15 protein-coding genes are annotated in these 18,763 nt (G+C 44.7%); 5 read left to right on the forward strand and 10 right to left on the reverse strand.

What is annotated here, in order from left to right:
- Positions 1-83: 83 nt before the first annotated feature.
- The 9 genes from yabN to purR all read right to left on the reverse strand — a co-directional run bounded on the left by yabN (position 84) and on the right by purR (position 12,876).
- A complete protein-coding gene (gene yabN / locus ACWI_RS00740; protein ID WP_070369517.1) occupies positions 84-1,556 on the reverse strand; it encodes a bifunctional methyltransferase/pyrophosphohydrolase YabN in 1,473 nt (490 codons plus the stop codon).
- Between the two features lie 24 nt (positions 1,557-1,580).
- Positions 1,581-3,215 carry a putative polysaccharide biosynthesis protein gene (locus ACWI_RS00745; protein WP_070369518.1) on the reverse strand — a complete coding sequence of 545 codons (1,635 nt, stop codon included), beginning with the start codon at positions 3,213-3,215 and terminating at the stop codon, positions 1,581-1,583.
- A gap of 139 nt (positions 3,216-3,354) precedes the next feature.
- On the reverse strand, positions 3,355-4,842 hold the full coding sequence (locus ACWI_RS00750) for a peptidyl-prolyl cis-trans isomerase (protein ID WP_070369519.1): 1,488 nt from the start codon (positions 4,840-4,842) through the stop codon (positions 3,355-3,357).
- Between the two features lie 81 nt (positions 4,843-4,923).
- Entirely contained in the window at positions 4,924-8,355 is a 3,432-nt protein-coding gene (gene mfd, locus ACWI_RS00755; protein ID WP_070369520.1) for a transcription-repair coupling factor, read from the reverse strand.
- A 103-nt stretch (positions 8,356-8,458) separates the two neighbouring features.
- Positions 8,459-9,085 (reverse strand): aminoacyl-tRNA hydrolase, encoded by a 627-nt coding sequence (gene pth, locus ACWI_RS00760; protein WP_070369521.1) that lies wholly within the window; start codon positions 9,083-9,085, stop codon positions 8,459-8,461.
- An 8-nt stretch (positions 9,086-9,093) separates the two neighbouring features.
- Positions 9,094-10,053, reverse strand: a complete 960-nt coding sequence (locus ACWI_RS00765) for a ribose-phosphate diphosphokinase (RefSeq protein ID WP_070369522.1) — start codon at positions 10,051-10,053, stop codon at positions 9,094-9,096.
- Positions 10,054-10,110: 57 nt separating this feature from the next.
- Positions 10,111-11,469: a bifunctional UDP-N-acetylglucosamine diphosphorylase/glucosamine-1-phosphate N-acetyltransferase GlmU gene (gene glmU, locus ACWI_RS00770; protein WP_070369523.1), complete on the reverse strand. Its 1,359-nt coding sequence runs from the start codon at positions 11,467-11,469 to the stop codon at positions 10,111-10,113.
- Between the two features lie 80 nt (positions 11,470-11,549).
- Positions 11,550-11,873, reverse strand: coding sequence for a septation regulator SpoVG (gene spoVG / locus ACWI_RS00775; protein WP_026394661.1), 324 nt, complete (start codon positions 11,871-11,873; stop codon positions 11,550-11,552).
- Positions 11,874-12,072: 199 nt separating this feature from the next.
- Complete coding sequence (gene purR / locus ACWI_RS00780; RefSeq protein WP_070369524.1) at positions 12,073-12,876, reverse strand: pur operon repressor; 804 nt, start codon at positions 12,874-12,876, stop codon at positions 12,073-12,075.
- Between the two features lie 263 nt (positions 12,877-13,139).
- Here purR and murC point away from each other — a divergent pair, with 263 nt between their 5' ends.
- From murC to ACWI_RS00805, 5 genes are read left to right on the forward strand one after another with little or no spacing between them, the layout of a single operon-like run.
- Positions 13,140-14,558: a UDP-N-acetylmuramate--L-alanine ligase gene (murC, locus tag ACWI_RS00785; protein ID WP_070369525.1), complete on the forward strand. Its 1,419-nt coding sequence runs from the start codon at positions 13,140-13,142 to the stop codon at positions 14,556-14,558.
- Between the two features lie 59 nt (positions 14,559-14,617).
- The gene (locus ACWI_RS00790) at positions 14,618-14,905 is read left to right on the forward strand and encodes a DUF4190 domain-containing protein (RefSeq protein ID WP_070369526.1); all 288 of its coding nucleotides are present in this window, start codon (positions 14,618-14,620) and stop codon (positions 14,903-14,905) included.
- Positions 14,906-14,963: 58 nt separating this feature from the next.
- Positions 14,964-15,734, forward strand: coding sequence for a prolipoprotein diacylglyceryl transferase (locus tag ACWI_RS00795; RefSeq protein WP_070369527.1), 771 nt, complete (start codon positions 14,964-14,966; stop codon positions 15,732-15,734).
- 57 nt (positions 15,735-15,791) lie between these two features.
- Entirely contained in the window at positions 15,792-16,649 is an 858-nt protein-coding gene (locus ACWI_RS18355; protein WP_084633421.1) for a DUF4190 domain-containing protein, read from the forward strand.
- Between the two features lie 52 nt (positions 16,650-16,701).
- Positions 16,702-18,027, forward strand: a complete 1,326-nt coding sequence (locus ACWI_RS00805) for a patatin-like phospholipase family protein (RefSeq protein WP_070369528.1) — start codon at positions 16,702-16,704, stop codon at positions 18,025-18,027.
- 188 nt (positions 18,028-18,215) lie between these two features.
- Here the strand turns inward: ACWI_RS00805 and ACWI_RS00810 are convergent, their stop codons facing one another.
- Positions 18,216-18,716: an SEC-C metal-binding domain-containing protein gene (locus ACWI_RS00810; protein ID WP_070369529.1), complete on the reverse strand. Its 501-nt coding sequence runs from the start codon at positions 18,714-18,716 to the stop codon at positions 18,216-18,218.
- Between the last annotated feature and the right edge of the window lie 47 nt (positions 18,717-18,763).

The following is an 18,763-nucleotide window of genomic DNA, read 5'->3' on the forward strand; positions in this document are numbered from 1 at the left end:
TTTCCAGTATTCTATTGTAATATTATAAGCGTGTTCACCAGCAAATTACAAGTTTTTTTTGCTTTTTTCGGCTTTTTCCACTATTAAAGCCCTTTTGACCGATTCCAGGCCTCATCTAATTCCTCAAAAGTATAGTCATTTAGTGATTTATTCTCTTGACTGGCAACTTCTTCCATTTTTCCAAAGCGCGCAATGAATTTTTCTGTCGCCTTTCTTAATACCAGTTCGGGCTGTAATTTGAGTAATCGGGATACATTAACCACTGAAAAAAGCAGATCTCCCAGTTCTTCAGCAACCTTTTGGGGATCATTTTCCGCCATTGCTGCTCTTAGTTCAAGGGTTTCCTCATCGATTTTTTCCAGGGCAGCCGTTGGCTCCGGCCAATCGAAGCCGACTTTAGCCGCCTTCTTCTGAACCTTATAGGCCTCCATTAAAGCCGGCAGAGCTTTGGGAATTTTTTTCATTTCAGATGCCAGTCCGGGATTTTCCTGCGCAGCTATCGACTCGCCCTTTTCCAGCCGTTTAATGGCATCCCAGTTGGTTTCGACCTGATCCGGATCAAAGCTGGCCTTGTCGATAAAAACATGGGGATGGCGCCGGATCATTTTTTCATTGATTCCAGCAATCACCTGGTTGATGTTAAAACGACCGGCCTCACTGGCAATTTCAGCATGGAAGACAATCTGAAACAAAACATCGCCCAACTCTTCAGCCAGATTATCCCAGTCCTGATTATCGATGGCTTCCAGTACCTCATAACTCTCTTCCAGCAGATAGCTTCTCAAGCTTTCATGCGACTGGCTGCGATCCCATGAACAGCCTTCCTTTGCCCGCAGTGCTTTCATCAGCTCGACGGTGCCCTGAAATCCCTGATAGACATCAATTTCGGCGGGAATGAACAGGCTGGTCAAATGATTGATGTCATCGATGCGATCAAGTTCATAAAGGTAAACTTCCATTGATTTTTCAGCCCCGGGAATCCCGGAGTTAATCAACAAAACCACCCTTTTTTCCGGGTCATAGATTTCCATTAATTGGAGTTTGAGCTCCGAAGCCATATGTCGATCGTACACCTGGGTCACTAAGGTGCCAATTCGAGGATCCGGAGGATTTTTGAATAAATCAAAGGCATCAATGATTTTTAGCCCATTGATCGGATCCGCTTCCAGACTGTTGAGCGTCACGTCGACAAAACTCACCCCGGGATAAATCCGATAACTAATGCCAGCAGCTTTGGCTGCAACGATCAATTTCTCAACGGTTTTTTCACCAAACAGCGGGTTTCCGGGAACTGCATAAACCAATTTTTCATTTGTCTTGGCAGTCTCAATCAGAGTCGCAACGATTTGATCATAAACCGCTTCAAACGAGTTTTCCTGCTCATAATAACAGTCAAAACTTTGGTAAGTGATGGCTTCCTGCCGAATAAAATCCATCACCGGATGGATTGTTGTTCTAAAAAAATTAGGACTTGCGTCTTTTAATAACGTTAATGTTTCCAGGGTGATCTGGCCGGGACTACCCGGGCCTAATCCAACAATATCAATATGATGCATGTGTTTGTTTCCTTTCTTGATCGGTTATTGATGTCTGATCCGCCTTTTTTTACGACCGGGCACCAATCGCTCGAGCCAATGAAAAAAGCGAAGCAGGGTGCGACTTCCCGGCAATACTCTGATTTCGTCTGCCGTTATACCTTTGATTAAAACCAGCACAAAGGAGTAAATAAAGACACCAATGGATACCGCAATGATAATCCCCATAAATCCACCCAGCAGGGCTGCAATTCCCTTGTAGACAAAAAACACGGCAATTCCCATCACGATGGCAGCAACCAATGGTTTTAAGGCAGTGTGGATAAAATCCACCTTGATATGGGTGTAACGCTTAACCGAGGCGTAGTTGGCCGCTGTCAGATAAATAAAGGTAATCATGCTGCTGATGACAATCCCCTGAATATTGAAAAAGGGAATCGACAAAAATATCCAGCCGGTGATAAAGCGGATAATAATGGCCACCCCCAGATTGATCAGCGGAATGCGAAACCGGTCGATGGATTGAAGGATGCTCTGAAAGGTATTGGAAAGCATCATAAAAATCGTTGCATAGGAAAAGGTGCATAAAATAAAGCCCCCATAGGGTGATCCCGGAAAAAGCAGATCAAAAATGCCGTAGGATAGCACCGACAAACCAATACAGGAGGGAAAAGCGACCAACAGAATGACCCGGATCGCCAACACAATTTTTTGATTCATGGCTTTGCGGTCCCGCATCGCAAAGGATTCCGAAATCGCCGGGATCATTGCTACTGCCAGATTACCGCTAATAATCAGCGGAATGGTAATCAATATTTCAGCATTGGTAAAATCACCAAACATCATTGTGGCGGTAACCTCATCAATACCAGCAACCGCCAAGCGGGATACGTAGATAAACGAATCAACCGTCGAAAACATCGCTACCAGGGCCGATGTCAAGGTCACCGGAATCGAGATGATCACCAGCCGTTTCAGCAGGGCCCGGTTGGAACGCTGCCGTTTTTTGGTTCTTGTTTTAAGCAGCCGTTTATTTTTTGTTGCAAAATTGTAGTACAGATACGCTAAAAAAATAGCCGCCACCAGACCACCGGCAGTCGCCCCAAAAACCGCTCCACCGACGCCAAGGCCAATGCCAAATTGACCCACAAAAACCCAACATAGCAAAACACCCAGAAAAACCCGGACAATCTGCTCAAGAATCTGGGAAACAGCGGTCGGAGTCATGATCTGGAATCCCTGAAAAAAGCCTCGAAAGGCCGATACAAAAGCGATAAACAAAGGCGCCAGAGCAATGGCCACCAAAGCCGGATAGCTTTCTGCCGTCCAGTTTGCCGTTTCGATAATCCATTCCGCTCCAAAAAATAAAAATAAACTCGATAACGTCCCCAAAACTGTCAGAATCAGGATCGACAGCTTAAATACCCGATGGGCGGTGGCATATTCATTTTGAGCAATGCTCTCAGACACCATTTTAGAGATGGCCACCGGAAAGCCCACCGTCGAAACCATCAACAGCAGGTTATAGATACTGGTGACATTTCCGTAAATCCCATTTCCATAGCTACCTACCATCTGGTACAGGGGAATCTTAAAAAAGAGGCCCAGCAGCCGCGATAAGATCCCTGCCGCAACCAGGATACTGGCACCCTTTAAGTAATTTGATGTTCGCTCAGACATAGATAAACCTCTTTTTTACAGTGTTGCAAACACCCAATAGCGTTTTGCAGATTGTTTTTTATTATATCTTATCAACTATTCATACACAACCAAAAAGCACTGAAACTCAGTGCTTTTTGTGGGTTATGCTTAGATGATACTAGATTTTATTTTCATATACTTTGACATTTAATTCAGTTTTTAACTCTTCCAGATAAGCGTCAGCCGGAGTAACAATGTCGTTAATTTTTACTTTGAATTTGTTCATCAACTTGGTTTTAAGCTTATCAAATTCTTCCGTAACTTTTTCGCTTTTTAATGTTTCGGTTATTTCTTCTTTTTTATCTTCCAGACTCGGAGTTTCTCCATCTTTTTTATCATAGACATAAATGACATGGTAACCATAGTCGGTTTTAACTGGCTCGCTGACGGTATTGACATCCATACCAAAGGCGGCATCTGAGAACTCAGATACCATGGTTGACTTGGTAAACGCCCCCAGATCGGCAGCTTCCTGAATTCCCTCGGTGGTCTGGTATTTAGCCATAATCGCATCAAATTCTTCGACCGTTTTAGCATTTTTGGCTTCAGCGTAAACCTGATCCGCCAAGGCTTGCTCGCTGGCTAAAATATGTTTGGCGGAAACGGTGCTGGTATCGTAGGAAGCTTTGTTTTCATCGTAGTATTTTTTGATTTCGCCATCCGTCACTTTTACAGTACTTTCCAGATCTGCCTGTACTGCTTTAGAAACGGCTGATGCCGTGGCATCCTGTTTCATAAATTCTTTAAATTGAGCAATGGTCAAGAATTTTGTATCGAGAAACTGTTGCAGTGCTTCGTCCCCTGGCAACAGATAATTGATAAACGCTTCCTGGGTAGTCACATAGCTATCAATATTTGTCTGATCCGTTGTCAGTTTCTTTTCTTCGGCATACTGAGCCAGCGCTTTTTGTTCGGCAATGGTGTTAAAGATGGTTTCATTGGTTGTTTTCATGGTTTCATCATCAGTTTTAAGGGCCTGTTGCGTCTGATAATAGGTCAGTAATTCCTCGTTGGCCAACCGATAGTTATAAACATCTTTTTTTACTTCATCCTTACCAACGGTTCCAACAACTGTATTTAGCTCTTTACTGGGGTCCGCCTTTAAGGTGTTGTTATAATTGGTTTCCATGGTGTTGGCATAGCTGTAATCCAACAGGAATTTATTTAAAAATGCCTCGAAAGAAGCGGCATCCGTGTTATACGTTTCTAAAACAGAGGCATATTTTTCTTCGCCCAGGGTTGTTTTTAGTGATTCCAGCATACTGGTTGCATTGGCCGCGATCCCGGTTTCATCGACGGTCACCCCATCTTTTTTGGCTTTGGCGGTGAGGGTTTCAACCCGTACCAAATCGTCCAGGATATCTTTTTTCAACTGGGTCAGCTCTTTATCGGTGGGGAATGTCATACCACTGGCATCAAAATACATCTGGTAATATGCCATGTAGTTGTTAAAATTCTCTTTTAACAAGGGGGTACCATCAATAACGGCGATCTCCACCTTCTTATCCTGTTCAGGATTTACCTTAACCAAACTGCAACCTCCGGCAAAAAGACTGACACTGATAACACCAGTCAGCAACAAAGCCAGAATACGAGATTTCTTCATTTTTGTTGTTCTCCTCTTCTTTTATTAATATCATATAATTAAGACCTTGCCCAGTTTAACACACGACAACTGGACTTTACCTTAATTCTTCGCCGGAACCAGTTGGCCCAGAAATTCACCCAGGGCTTTGAGATAGGTCTGGTCCCGCTCATGTTTTAATACGATCCGCCAACGGATCTGATCGCCTTTACCGGCATTAAACTTAATATTATAGCGATTAAACAGTTCCTTCATCAGTTCCGGATCAGGAATGGGTATTTCTCTGGCACTGTCAAAGGTGAATAACACTGAATTGCCGCGCTCCCGGATTTCAGTCATTCCCAGCATTCGGCCCAGGTGTTTAATCATTGCCAGTGACATCAAGTTATAAACCCCATCCGGAATTTCCCCAAAGCGATCCAACAGTTCATCTTCCAGTTCGTCATAATCTGCCTGGGATTTGACATATGACAGCTTCTTGTAGATATCATATTTTAATTCCTCATCCGCAATATATTTTTCAGGAATATAGCTGCTGACATTGAGGTTGATTAATAGCTCGCTGGCTGAGAAATCCATTTCTTTTCCCAACCGTTCGTGGATGGCCTGATCCAAAATCCGACAATAGAGTTCATAACCGATGGTGGCCAGATTACCGGACTGGGCTGCTCCCAGAATATTGCCGGCGCCTCTGATTTCCAGATCCCGAAGGGCGATTTTAAAGCCCGAACCAAAAGCGGTAAAGTCTTTGATGGCTTTTAAGCGTTTCTGGGAAATTTCCGAGAGCACCTTGGGCCGATGGGTCACATAGGTATAACCCTGAACATCCGATCGCCCGACCCGTCCCCGGAGCTGATATAATTGGGACAGCCCCATATAATCACCATTGTCAATAATCAGGGTATTGGCATTTTTTATATCCAGTCCCGATTCAATAATGGTGGTGGTCACCAGAACATCAAATTCCTGTTCCAAGAAATCAACCATAATGTCTTCCAGTTCCTGACCAGTCATCCGACCATGGGCCACGACAATTCGGGCTTCCGGAACCAGTTTTTGAATTTTTCTGGACACTTCAAAGATATCATGAATCCGGTTGTGAACAAAATAGACCTGACCCCGCCTGGCCAGTTCCCGTTCAATCGCATCTTTGATAATGGCTTCGTTGTATTCCATTACGTAGGTCAGAACTGGTCGACGGCCCGCCGGGGGCTCGTCGATAACGCTCATATCCCGAACCCCGATCATTGACATGTGCAGGGTCCTGGGAATCGGGGTGGCACTGAGGGTAAGGACGTCGACATTTTCTTTGAGTTGCTTGATCCGCTCCTTATGACCAACCCCAAAGCGTTGTTCCTCATCAACAACCAGTAAGCCCAGATCTTTAAAGATCACGTCTTTTGATAAAAGCCGGTGTGTACCGATGATCAGATCCACCTGACCGGCAGCCAGTTGTTTTAAGGTTTTATCCTGATCAGATTTTGACCGGAAGCGGCTGAGCAGGCCAATGCTGACTGGATATTTATTAAAGCGCTCCAGCGCCGTCTGGTAATGCTGCTGCGCTAAAATAGTGGTGGGCACCAGAAAAGCTACCTGCTTGCCCTCCATCACCGCCTTAAAGATCGCCCGCAAAGCGACCTCGGTTTTACCATAACCGACATCCCCGCAGAGCAGCCGATCCATCGGTCGGGGAGATTCCATATCTTCCTTGATTTCATCCACCGCCTGAAGCTGGTCGTTGGTTTCCTCATGGGGAAATGAATCTTCAAACTCCTGCTGCCAGCTGGAATCCGGACCAAAGGCATAGCCCTTTAAATTCTGGCGTTTGGCATATAATGCAATCAGCTCATCGGCCATTTCTTCAACAGCCGCTTTGACCCGGGATTTAGACTTGCTCCAGTCATTCGTCCCCAACTGGTTGATCTTCGGCTTTTTCTCGCCGGTTCCCACATAAACCTGGATGGCATCGAGCTGATCCACCGGACAGTAAAATTTGGCTTCATTGGCATATTCAATGACCAATAAATCTTTAATCGTCTCATCGATTTTTAATTGTTCAATCCCCCGGTAGACCCCGATGCCGTGGGTATCATGAACTACAAAGTCCCCTTGATTCAATTGGGTAAAGGAATCGATCTTACGCCCCTTTTGACGGCGGCGCTTTTTCCGCTGGGTCGATTCTTTGATGATTTCACTTTGATTGATACAAATCAGCTTTTCATTTGTCAATTCAAACCCGCCACTGATTTCGCCAGTGACCAGCTGAACTCCCGGCAGGGCCTGATTGGTAAAGCGGTGAATATCCGCATCCGTCAATATTTTTTTTAGCTTTTCGATACCCGCTTCATCCTGGGCCCGTAAATGAATGATCGCATCCTGTTTGAGCTTTTTTTGAACAAATTCAATAAATAGCGGCATTTGACCTAAAAACGCATCGTTTTCTTTGACCGCTAAATCCAGGCTTATTCCTTTTTTGCCCCGGGACGTAAATAAATGGAGCTTTAACTGCGCCTGGATCTCCAGCACTTTCTCAATTTTTGAAAAAGAATTAAATTTGTTTTTTTCTTCTGAAAACATCAACTGTTCGTCCATCAGGGTCTGAAAATCACTGTGCAACTTATTGACAAAAACGGTCTGGGCTTCCTTAATGCGGGGCGGCTCATCCCAGATCACCAGCGCAGCTCCCAGATAATCGGTGAGCATTCCCTCAGACTTGATAAAGGCAAAGAGCGTTTCGTCGTGGCTTCCCGGATCTTCGTTGAGCCGTTCAACCAGCGTCTGATAACCGGGAATATCACCATAATTTTTTTTAATCTGCTTTTGGGCTTTTACGCGCTCATCATCCGCCAGAATAATTTCCCGCCCCGGAAAAATCGTCACCTGATTACGCGAGTCGGTTGATAACTGGGTTTGGGGATCAAAGGTTCTAAGCGATTCAATGGTATCACCAAAAAAATCAATCCGGTAGGCTTCCCCACCGGTCGTGGAGAACACATCAATGATCCCGCCCCGGCGAGCAAACTGGCCCCGGGCCTCGACCTGGGATACTGACTCATACCCCAATTCATAGAGGCGCTTCGTCAATTCAACCGGATCCCAGCTGTCCTCCACTGCCAGGGAAAAACTCAGCTCTTTAAATCTCTCTCGGGGCATTTGTTTTTTTAACAATGTTTCTGCGCCCATCACCACCACAAAATGGTCATCAGATAATAACTTTTCGAATACCCGCAAACGCTGATGATTAATTTCCTGACTGTGGACATCAGCAAAATAATCATGAATTGGCTCGGCCGGGAAATAAAGCACCTGATCCCCGAGTAGTCTCTCCAGATTCTCAGCTGTCTTCTGGGCCTGATAATCGGTTGCCGTAACATAAAGAACTCGCCTTGACTGCTGGCTTACAATCAGCCCGGTCAGCACTTCTTTAAAGCTGTTGTTAACATTAGAAAGATTAATGATTTCTCCCGGGGTCAGGTTATTCAAAATGGTTTGGATCGTTTCACCCTTTAACAGGTTTTGATAAAGTAATTCCATACTCTCTTCTTTCATTTTAAAACACGGATAGCCCGGGTTTTAAACCCGGGCCCCTGTTTTGTATTCTTTTTCGCACGTCTAAGTCCTGCTCTTTTATCGTCTTTTACTCTGATATTTCCGGTACATTGGATTCTTTAGTCTTATCTTCTTTAGATCTTTCAGTCTTTTTTCGCACATTGATCTGGTTCATCGCCAGATCAACACCCTGCTTGACAAAAATATCCACCCCTTTGGCCGCTTCCAACACGGCGTTTTCCATGGCTGGAAATTCGCTTTTAGGAAAACGTCCCAACACATAGTGCACCAACTCCGAACCCAGTCGGGGGCGGCCGATGCCAATCCGGATGCGGGGAAAATCGGGATTGCCCAGATGCTGGATAATCGATCGCATCCCGTTATGGGTTCCGGCGCTGCCCCGCTGGCGAATCCGTACATCCCCAATCGCCAGGTCGATATCATCATAGATCACCAGCAGATTCTCCAGCGGAATCTGATAAAAATTCATCAGCCCAGCCACGCAAAGTCCACTGTTATTCATGTAGGTAGTCGGCTTGGCCAGCATAATTTTATGCCCTGCTTCACGATAGACCCCGGTTAAGCCATGCTGTTCTTTCTTGGTGATGGCAATCCCTTTTTTATCACTGAGATAATCAAGGGTTTCAAAGCCGATATTATGCCGGGTTCCATCGTACTCTTTGCCAATGTTTCCCAATCCAACAATCAGATGCATTGCAAACCCTAAACGTATCTTCCCACAAAAAGCTTACTCAGTGATCGACCAAAATGGACATAGTCAATCGCCCGACCAAAAAGAGTTCCAGTGGATAAAATCTTTATCTTGTCGATCTGTTTTTCCTTGGGAATAATCAGGGTATTGAGGGTAACCAGTTCTTCAATAGCCGAATCCTGAATCCGCTGAATCGCCGGACCGGAAAACACCCCATGGCTGCAGGCCGCAAAGACCGAACTGGCGCCCAAATCAATCAGCGCATTAGCACCGGAGGTGATCGTTCCCGCTGTATCAATCATATCATCAATCATGATACAGTTTTTCCCTTTAACATCCCCAATAACATTCATAACTGCGGTTTCATTGGGACGGGGACGTTCCTTGTCGATGATCGCAAACGGGCAATTCAAACTTCTGGCCAGCTTTCTGGAACGCTTGACGCTGCCCACATCCGGGGAAACCACAACCATGTTTTCCAGTTTCTTTTCACGGTAATACTCTGTAATCAAAGCGCTACCGGACAAGTGATCCAGGGGAATATCAAAGAAACCCTGAATCTGGTTGGAGTGAAGATCCATGGTGATAACCCGGTCGGCTCCAGCGGTGGTTAACAGGTTTGCCACCAGTTTAGCTGTGATGGGATCCCGGGATTTAGCCTTCCGATCCTGTCGGGCATAACCATAATAAGGAATTACAGCATTAATTCGTCCGGCCGAAGCACGTTTCATGGAATCAATGAGAATCAGTAATTCCATCAGATTTTCATTTACTGGGGTTCCAGTCGACTGAATCACAAAAACATCGGCCCCCCGAACCGATTCAAAGACATTAACGCCGATTTCCCCGTCACTAAAGGAAACCACCTCAGCGTTACACAGCTGAACTTCTAAATATTCGGCAATTTCCTGTGCCAAAGCAATATTTGAGTTCCCAGCAATAATCTTAATTCCACTATACTTTCCATCCATGCGTTTCTTACCTCTTCTTAATTTTCTCAATTTTTCTATTATAAATGATGTGAACGGCTATTTTTTTAAATAGCCTACCTTGTTGACCTGTCGGGCTCTGGCAATCGCCAGACTATCTTCCGGAACATCGTCAGTGATGGTCGATCCGGCGGCGATATAGGCCCCCTCTTTTACCGTAACCGGGGCAATCAGATTCGTGTTACAGCCAACAAAGGCATCTTTTTCGACAACGGTTCGGTATTTTTTCTTGCCATCATAATTGACAAACACCGTCCCGCAGCCGAGGTTGACATTCTCACCAACATCCCCGTCCCCAATATAGGTCAGGTGAGAGGCTTTGGCGCCATCTGCCATGGTGGAATTCTTAACTTCCACAAAATCACCAACCTTGCAATGCTTACCAATCTGGCTTCCCGGCCGAATATATGCATATGGTCCAACGCTGGTGTACTCGTCAACGCTACTATCCAGTATTGTGGAATTCTGAATAGTAACATTATTCCCAATTTTTGCGTCAACTAACCGACTATTTGCACCAATGACACAATCTTTTCCAATTTTCGTCTGACCTTCCAGTATGACCCCGGGATAGAGCACCGTGTCCTGATCAACAATAACCCGAGCGCCAACATAGGTGGTGGCCGGATCGATAAAGGTCACGCCCGTCTCCATCAGTTTATTATTGATCCGTTTTCGCATCACTGCTTCAGCTTCAGCCAGCTGTACCCGGGAATTAATGGCCTGGATGTCTTCGGGATCCGGCGTCACATAGGTGCCGGTCGTTTTTCCCATTCTCCGCAGGATTTCAATAACGTCGGTGAGATAATACTCACCCTGAATATTGTCGGTTTTTAGTTCCTTAAGCGCCAGAATCAAACTCTGGGCATCAAAACAATACATCCCGGAATTGATTTCTTTGATCTGTTTTTCAACCGGAGTCGCATCTTTTTCTTCAACAATTTTAAGCAGCTCCCCGGCGCTGTTTTTGATCATCCGGCCATAGCCGCTGGGCTCTGCAAATTCTGCCGTCAACACCGTGGCGGCATAGCCACCGTTTTCATGGGCAGCAATCAGACCGGTCAGGGTTTCTGCTTGAATCAGTGGCGCATCGCCGACCAGCACAATCAGATTTCCCTGCAGTTCTTCAAAAAAAGGCAACGCCTGAATAACTGCATGTCCCGTACCCAATTGTTCCTGCTGGAAATAGGTGGCAATCTCTGGTGACAGGCTTGCTTTAACCTGTTCGGCTTGAAACCCAATAATTACGCCAATTTCTGAAATTCCTGAAGCCTTGCTGACCGCTATCACATAATCCAGAATATTCTCCCCACAAACCTGATGAAGTACCTTGGGCTTCTGGGAGCGCATCCGGGATCCTTCTCCGGCTGCCAAGATAATAACTCGTGAATGGTTCATATTATTCTCCAAACATTTATAATAATTAACAACAAAAAAAGGGAAACGCTTCCCCCTTTTTAACTTTTTTTGTTTAATTTTTATTCTTCTTCGTAATCTACTTCTAATTCAACTGCTGCTTCTTCTTCATTGGTTACTTGATTATCCTCTTCTATGGCCTTTTCGTAAGCGCGCAGGACACTTTCCTGCATTTCACGACGGGTACCCATGTTAATGGGATGTGCGATATCCTTGAATTCGCCGTCCGGCGTTTTTCGACTGGGCATCGCAATAAAAAATCCGCTTTGACCCTCAATTACCTTAATATCATGAACAACAAATTGGTCATCAAAAGTAACCGAGACAATCGCTCTCATTTTACCCTCTGGATACGTTTTCCGTACTCTTACGTCTGTTATTTCCATCTCGTAAGCCTCCCCTTTGAAATAAAGTCACATGTCTAGGTATATACTAACACAAATTCAACTATATTAAAACAAAAACCTTGAAATTTTTCCATTCTTACTTATTTTCTAAAAGGGTAAAAAAACAAATAATTTCTTTAATTTCAGGTACTGCCAATCGATTGAATTATAAAATGTGACATCAATCTTATTTCAATTTTCAGCTTTCTAAATGCAGAGAAACCCGCAATCCCGATTCCAGGTTTTCATCATCCATCCAAATCAGTGGCGTGAACTGTTCAACCAGTTTTTCCGCCGGGGATCGGGTCACAAAAATAACACAGATTCCCATTACTTCAGCACCCACCTCTTCCATCAGGTTGGTCATCCCCTTGGCGGTTCCGCCGCCCTTCATAAAATCGTCGATGACCAGCACTTTTTTATCCTTAAGATCAATCCGGCGGCTGAGATACATGGTTTTGATTTTATTGGAGGAGCCGGAAATATAATTGACACTGGTGGTTGCCCCTTCAGTTACCCGGTTGGAACGACGGATCAGCCCCATCGGCACATTGAGATAATGGGCCGTTTCCATAGCTGCCGGAATACCTTTAGTTTCAGTAGTGACAACATACTCAATCCCCATTTGACCATATTTTGAGGCAATGATCCGGCCAATATTTTTAGAATAGCGGGGATTTGAGAGGATGTCGCTGTAATAAACAAACCCCCCCTGAATTTTTCGGGCTGGCGACTGAAGCTGGTCAGCTATTTCTTTGAGGATGCTGACCTCCTCTTCTCTGGTGACCTGAGGATGATAAACCACCCCGCCAGATGCTCCGGAATAGGTTTCGACATAACCGGTACCAGTCAGTTCTATGGCATTTTTGACAATCGCCACATCTTCGCAAACACTGGATTTACCAGCCTCCAGCAAGTCGGTAAAATAATTATAGCTGAATACCTCGTTGGGATGGTCTGACAATATTTTTGTGATAACACTGATTCTTTCATTTTTTTTCATTTTCCACCTATGAAGGATTCGATTAAAATCCGAACATTATTCTCAATATCTATAATATTATTCATATTTCCGCAAAAGTGCAAGTTTTTTTTAATCTTTACTCAGCGGAAACACCTATGTTATAATTCGATTTAAAGTGTTTTTCCTGATTTTGGATGATATTTCGATTATTTCGTTCCCGTCCTTAACCAACAAGCGAACACTTACAACTAATTCATTAAGAAATGTTTAAGATTTTATCACCAAATAAAGGAGCTGATTATTTGAAATCACAACTAGAAAACAAATTCAACCGACCCATCAATAAATTATTCTTCATTGGAATTGGCGGGAGCAGCATGAGTGGCCTGGCTACGATGGCTTTGTCCCAAGGTTTTTCCATTGAGGGTTCGGATATGATTGCTTCCTCCTATACTGAAAAACTAGAAGGTCTGGGCATCACGGTTCATATCGGACACAGTTATGATAATATCCCCGCTGACACCGACTGTGTTGTTTATTCTGCGGCCATCCATGATGACAACCCGGATATGGTCAAAGCCACCGATTTGAATCTTCCCAAAATTGAACGTTCAAGTTTCCTGGGACTCTTTTCCCATATCTTTGATAAAACCATTGCGGTTTCCGGAACCCATGGCAAAACAACAACTTCCTCAATGGTTGCCTGTCTACTCCATCACGCCGGTCTGCGGCCCAGCCTGAGCATTGGCGGCAAACTTGATGAATTCGGCGGCAATGCCGTCATTGATGGCAAAGATTTTTTTGTAGTGGAGGCCTGTGAATATGTGGACAGCTTCCTGACAACGTCTCATTCCATTGGCATCATTACTAATATTGAAGAAGACCATCTGGATTACTTTAAGGACGGCATCAAACAAATCAAGGAGTCCTTTACTAAATTCGGTAAAATCCTGCCAGCTGATGGTCTGATGATTGCCTACGGCGATTCTCAGGATGTGCTGGACGTGGTGGCTGATTTAGCCTGTCCGGTGGTTACCTACGGTTTAAATAAAACCAACGACTGGTACCCTGCCAATATTGTTTATGATAAGGTCGGTAAGCCCAGTTTCGATGTCTATAAAAAGGGTGAATATTATGGTCACTATCAACTCATTATTCCCGGTGAGCATAATGTTCTTAACGCCCTTTCTGCCATTATTTGCGGGGATTTCCTCACCATTCCGTTGGAAACATCTGTTGCTGCCATGGCAAAATTCAGCGGTGCCAAGCGCCGTTTCGAATTCCGGGGGGAAGTCAACGGCATCAACGTTTATGAAGACTACGCCCATCACCCAACTGAACTAAAGGTGGTTGTGGATGCCTGTCTCAATTATCAGCACAACAAACTGTGGGTTGTTTTTCAACCGCATACCTATTCACGAACCTTCTTTTTCTTTGATGAGTTTGTCGATGCTTTTGCCAAAGCCGACTATGTCATTCTCAACGATATTTATTCCGACCGGGAAGGCAATGACTGGAACATCTATTCCGAAGATCTGCAAAAAGCCATTGAAGCAAAATATGGCATTCCGACTGTTACCATTTCGGCTTTTGAGGATATCGTCAAGCACCTGACTGACCACCTCTGCCCGAATGATCTGGTGCTGGTGGCCGGTTCCCAAACCATCAATCACGTCGCCTTTGATCTGGTGGATAAGTTAAAAGAGATTCATAATTCTTGACATTTCTTCCTAATAGGAGTATCCTAAAGAGAGTACTATTTTTACTTTAGGAGGCTTATATGGAACAGTATAATAATAAGGCCATCGCATCCATGGTTTTGGGAATCGTATCCCTGGTTTGTATCTTTTTGGGCTACTTTACCATTATTGGTATTGTCTGTGCCATTATCGGTTTGATCTTTGCCATCCAAATTCGCAAAGCCGGAGAGCTGGAAGGTTTTAAACCAAATGGCATGGCCACTGCCGGTTTAGTCCTCAACATCATCGGTCTGGGCTTGTGTGCACTGGCCTTTATTGCCTGTGTGGCCTGTGTCGGCATCATCGGTACGGCGGGTCTTTATTCCTGAGCATTAATTTTCTAAAAGGACGAGCATTCGTCCTTTTTTTATATCATGAGGGACGATTATGCATCCAATTATTCATTTCTTTAACGTTGCCATCCCTACCTTTGGCGTTTTATTTTTGCTGGGAACCGGCGCTGCGTTTTTATTGGGCGTCTACACCGCCCGAAAATATGGCATCACCACCATGGATGCGATGTTTTTCGGTCTCTTTGGGATCATCGGCGGCATCTCCGGGGCCAAAATACTCTACATTATTGTCGATTTACCCAACCTGCTCGCCAACCCCGAAACCGCCCTGATTCGCCTTGCTACCGGTGGTGCGGTGTTTTATGGGGGACTGATCGGCGGCATTCTGGGAGGCTATTTTTATACCCGTATTTATCATCTGCATACCATTCAATTTTTCGACATCGCCGTTCCCTGCCTGGCGCTGGCCCAGGCCTTTGGCCGGATCGGCTGTTTTTTCAATGGCTGCTGCTATGGGATTCCCTACGAGGGGATCGGAGCCGTTTACTATCCAGTGGGGGCTTATCCGCCATCGGGAATCGGTCTGTTCCCAGCCCAATTGTCAGAATCAGTCTTTCTATTTATTCTGACGCTGGTTCTTATCACCGTGCTGTGGAAAAGCAACGTTCCTGGTCTGACCACTGGTGTTTACTTGCTCGCCTCAGGACTGTTTCGTTTTATCAATGAATTTTTTCGGGCCGATCCCCGAGGGGCCATCGGATTTCTCTCAACTTCTCAATTTATCAGCCTGCTCGTTATTGGTTTGGGCTTCTTATTTGTAATGAAGATCCCCCAGCAACTTTATGAAAAACAGATCAAACAATAGTTATTTAAATGACTTTAGGGTATAATGAGGATATTAGATTTTTAAGGAGGTTTTGTTATGCATATGTATGACGATTATCTGGGAGATATTTCTTCCCAGCCTGACAGTTTTATGGCAATTATGCCAGTTATTATGTCCGTTCTTGGTATTATTTTAGTCGTCAGTCTGGTGATCGGCCTGATCTGCTACGTTTTTAATTCCCTTGGTCTTTATACCATGGCCAAAAACCGAAATCTTGATAACCCCTGGCTGGCCTGGATTCCCTTAGCCAGCAACTATCTGATGGGCGAACTGATCAACGATGATGTTTCCATCAGTACCTGGCACATTCCTTATGCCAAGCTCTTTCTGCCGCTGATGGGGTTGGCTCTAACCGTGGTCATGACCATTCTGGGATTTATTCCCTATTTGGGGGCCTTTATGGGGATTTTATTATCCCTGGCGTTAAGCTTTTACTATTATGCTGCTCAATTCTGGCTTTACAGCATCTATGACAAGGATCACCGGGTGCTTTATCTGGTTCTCAGCATCATTTTCCCTTTCCTGGGACCGATTTTTGTTTTTATTATCCGCAATCGGGATGCCTACGATGAACGTCATCCGGAAGAAGTTATCGCTGAAACTTACGATTCCAAGTCAATCCTGGCCCTGACCCTGGGGATCTTCTCGATTGTCAGCTTTATCACCCTGATGGGTAGCGGCCTGCTGACCGGTGCTGTGGGCCTGATTTTTGGAATGATCGCCATGAAAGAGCGAAAGCTGCAGGGCCTGCCCACCGGAATGGCGATGGCTGGTTTGATTTGCTCCATCATCGGGATGGCCTTTACGGTACTGATGATCTTTGCCTGCATTGCCTGTGTGGGACTCGGCGGCATGGGCATGCTGGGTGGTCTGATGAACGGGATGTATTACTAATCGAAACGGTTCTTTAACTTTCATTTCTTGATTACAGCGAGGTGAATATTCAATGTCGCAACAACAGTATGGTCTGGTTCTCAGTGGTGGCGGTGCCAAAGGTGCCTTTGAAATGGGTGTCTGGAAAGCCCTTAAAGAATGTGATTATTCTCTAGGGGCTGTCATCGGAACCTCGGTCGGGGCCCTAAATGCTGCCATGATTGCCCAGGATGATTATGACATTGCCATGGAATTCTGGTCCAATCTCACCATCAACCAGGTGCTTGATTTAAATGAAATAATGACCAATACCTATGTTGATCAGTGGTCAAAAGAGAGCTTTGATGTTTTTCGCAATGGTTTTTTAACAGCGCTATTCTCAGACGGTTTGGATATTTCGCCATTGCGCGACAATCTGACCCGATTAATCTGTGAAGATAGCATCCGAAACTCACCGATTCGTTTCGGACTGGTCACGGTTGACATTACCAGTCTGAAACCACGGCAGTTGATGATTGACGATATTCCCCAGGGCCAGCTGATTGACTACCTGCTGGCCAGTGCTGCCCTGCCGATTTTTCAAAAACAAGAAATCGATGGTAAAACCTATCTCGATGGGGGATTCTTTGATAATGTCCCAATTAATTTTATGCTGGAACAGAATTTTTCTCAGATTATTTCAGTGGAATTCCCGGCTCCCGGGATGCGCAAATGGGTGCGGGATAATAATGCTGAGATCATTACGGTTAATAACTCCGAATTTCTTGGCGGGATCTTGAATTTTGATACCCGTCAGATTGAACAGAATATCCAACTCGGCTATCTGGATGCCATGAAAGTGTTTGGGGCACTCAATGGTAAGCACTATTATCTGAATACACAGAAAAGCAATACCTTTTTCAGAAAATTTATCGATACTTTGGGACAGCCGCTTTCAAATAAAAAACAGTTGCAAAAAATGCTGGCCTTACTTAACTTACCCGGTGCCGCCAGCCAACGTGACGTTTTGGACGCACTGGAAAATTTGTTAAAGAAAACATCGTTTAAAAATCAACCGCTTGGCCTTGGGATGCTGGAAATTACCGCAAAAAGCATGGGGGTACCCCGTCTGGAAAATTATTCCATTGATTTTTTCATCCAGGCTATTCTCAAAGAATTGAATCGCCTTCTGGATGAAAATCTCACCCTATTGGATAACCCCAAAATTATCGGAACTTTTTTAACCCCTTCTAACGGCAGTTATCTCCGCTACAATTTCATCACCTTTTATATCGTCTTTTTAAGCATCCGGGGTGATCTCAGTCCCGAGCGGATGTCGACCTTTTTGAGCAAATTTTCGCCGGATATTGCCCTCTCCATGATCACTATTTTCTACATCCATGAAATTATCAACCACTAAAAAAAGAGCTATCGCTCTTTGAGGTTGTCGATAAACTACCGTACCGACCAATTGTTAATCTGTTGTACGCTGCGGAATCGGACAGGCGATGCCGTGTCCGCTCCGATGCGTACAACATGATCTAACAATTGTCGGTACTGGGTTAGCTTTTTGACAGTCTGAAAGAGCTTTCGCTCTTTTTTTATGTACTAACGGCCGCAGCACTTTTTATATTTTTTTCCGGAACCACACGGACAGGGATCGTTGCGGCCCACCTTCACTTCGTTCACCACCGTTTTTGAACGCTTGTATTCTTTTTCCAGCTCAAGGCGTTCATCCTCGGTAAAAAAATTGTTCCATTCTTCCAAAGTATAAAGCCACTCAGCCGGCACTGCCAGCATATTTTTATAAAGTTTTGCAAAATCGATTTCCAGTCTGATTTGCGAATCCAGTTCAATCGATTCCAGATCAATGGGGGTTATCAGACTTTCGCTGATTCCATCCAAAAAACCCATGTATTGGGGTGGAACCATCTTGCTCTCGTTAGCCAGATCTTCAAACCGGCCTTCAACGACTGTGATTTTCTCACCCAGAATCTTCTGGTAGAGGACTTTTTCCTCAGCACAGTATTTTTCCCAAAAGGCATTTTGCTCTTCCTGAGTATTGCAATTCTCTTCGATGTAGTTCTTCCACGCTTCGTATAAACTCATTCAATTTCTCCTCATAGTAATCTAAGCATATTATATCCCAAAAACAC

Source organism: Acetobacterium wieringae (genome assembly GCF_001766835.1).
In the GTDB taxonomy this organism is placed as follows: domain Bacteria; phylum Bacillota; class Clostridia; order Eubacteriales; family Eubacteriaceae; genus Acetobacterium; species Acetobacterium wieringae.

Bases quoted from the DNA above. Each gene is read 5' to 3' on its own strand.
- purR (WP_070369524.1), bottom strand. From the start codon at position 12,876: ATGAAAAAAAATGAAAGAATCAGTGTTATCACAAAAATATTGTCAGAC.
- mfd (WP_070369520.1), bottom strand. From the start codon at position 8,355: ATGGAATTACTTTATCAAAACCTGTTAAAGGGTGAAACGATCCAAACC.
- ACWI_RS00795 (WP_070369527.1), top strand. From the start codon at position 14,964: ATGCATCCAATTATTCATTTCTTTAACGTTGCCATCCCTACCTTTGGC.
- ACWI_RS18355 (WP_084633421.1), top strand. From the start codon at position 15,792: ATGCATATGTATGACGATTATCTGGGAGATATTTCTTCCCAGCCTGAC.
- spoVG (WP_026394661.1), bottom strand. From the start codon at position 11,873: ATGGAAATAACAGACGTAAGAGTACGGAAAACGTATCCAGAGGGTAAA.
- ACWI_RS00750 (WP_070369519.1), bottom strand. From the start codon at position 4,842: ATGAAGAAATCTCGTATTCTGGCTTTGTTGCTGACTGGTGTTATCAGT.
- glmU (WP_070369523.1), bottom strand. From the start codon at position 11,469: ATGAACCATTCACGAGTTATTATCTTGGCAGCCGGAGAAGGATCCCGG.
- yabN (WP_070369517.1), bottom strand. From the start codon at position 1,556: ATGCATCATATTGATATTGTTGGATTAGGCCCGGGTAGTCCCGGCCAG.
- ACWI_RS00790 (WP_070369526.1), top strand. From the start codon at position 14,618: ATGGAACAGTATAATAATAAGGCCATCGCATCCATGGTTTTGGGAATC.
- ACWI_RS00810 (WP_070369529.1), bottom strand. From the start codon at position 18,716: ATGAGTTTATACGAAGCGTGGAAGAACTACATCGAAGAGAATTGCAAT.
- pth (WP_070369521.1), bottom strand. From the start codon at position 9,085: ATGCATCTGATTGTTGGATTGGGAAACATTGGCAAAGAGTACGATGGA.
- ACWI_RS00805 (WP_070369528.1), top strand. From the start codon at position 16,702: ATGTCGCAACAACAGTATGGTCTGGTTCTCAGTGGTGGCGGTGCCAAA.
- ACWI_RS00765 (WP_070369522.1), bottom strand. From the start codon at position 10,053: ATGGATGGAAAGTATAGTGGAATTAAGATTATTGCTGGGAACTCAAAT.
- ACWI_RS00745 (WP_070369518.1), bottom strand. From the start codon at position 3,215: ATGTCTGAGCGAACATCAAATTACTTAAAGGGTGCCAGTATCCTGGTT.